Here is a 575-nt window from a genome sequence, read left to right as displayed (position 1 = left end):
AGGTTCCTTTCCCCGTATTGATGGATGATAAATTCAATGGTTTCTCCATCTACTCCACAACTTCCCTTATTCGCTTTCACTCTACGCCATGCCTCTGCGAGAATATCCGGACGATAGATTTTATCGTATAAGGCATGAAATCGGCGTGTTGGACTTTCCTTGGCACAAAGGTATAAAGTTTTCCAGAGTTCTCGAGCTTTGACATCGGTGTAGTTAGCCAGTTTTCCGGCATTCACTCACTCTTACCTCCTTCGAACTTATGAACGAAGCAGGGGTCCTTCCTTCAGCCACGTTGTGTTCCATGGTTTCATCAGTACTATGACCCCCTCCGACTCCCTCTCCACAGTCCACCCTTTCACCATCAGGTTTATAGGTTTCCTCTTTACTTCTTATGAAGTGTGGAGGAGGGCCTCCCCAGTTCCGTTATCTACTTTCTCAACATACCGCTCCCCATACCCCGAGGGATTCTTCGGTGCTGCACTTCCAAGTTCTTCACACCTTCCGTGGTCTTCGCCCAATCTAACCAGGCTCGACTTCCCTTTGTCCTCCATAGGAGGTCTCTTTTGACGAGGCGG

1 pseudogene is annotated in these 575 nt (G+C 48.5%); it reads right to left on the bottom strand.

Annotated elements, in window-relative coordinates:
• Positions 1 to 236: pseudogene (locus AC3ASS_RS14450) on the bottom strand (group II intron reverse transcriptase/maturase); the annotation flags it as partial.
• Between the last annotated feature and the right edge of the window lie 339 nt (positions 237 to 575).

Source organism: Bacillus sp. JST-5 (genome assembly GCF_057747715.1).
The sequence above is the reverse complement of the archived record's forward strand: the minus strand, read 5'-3'. Positions and strand labels throughout refer to the sequence as shown.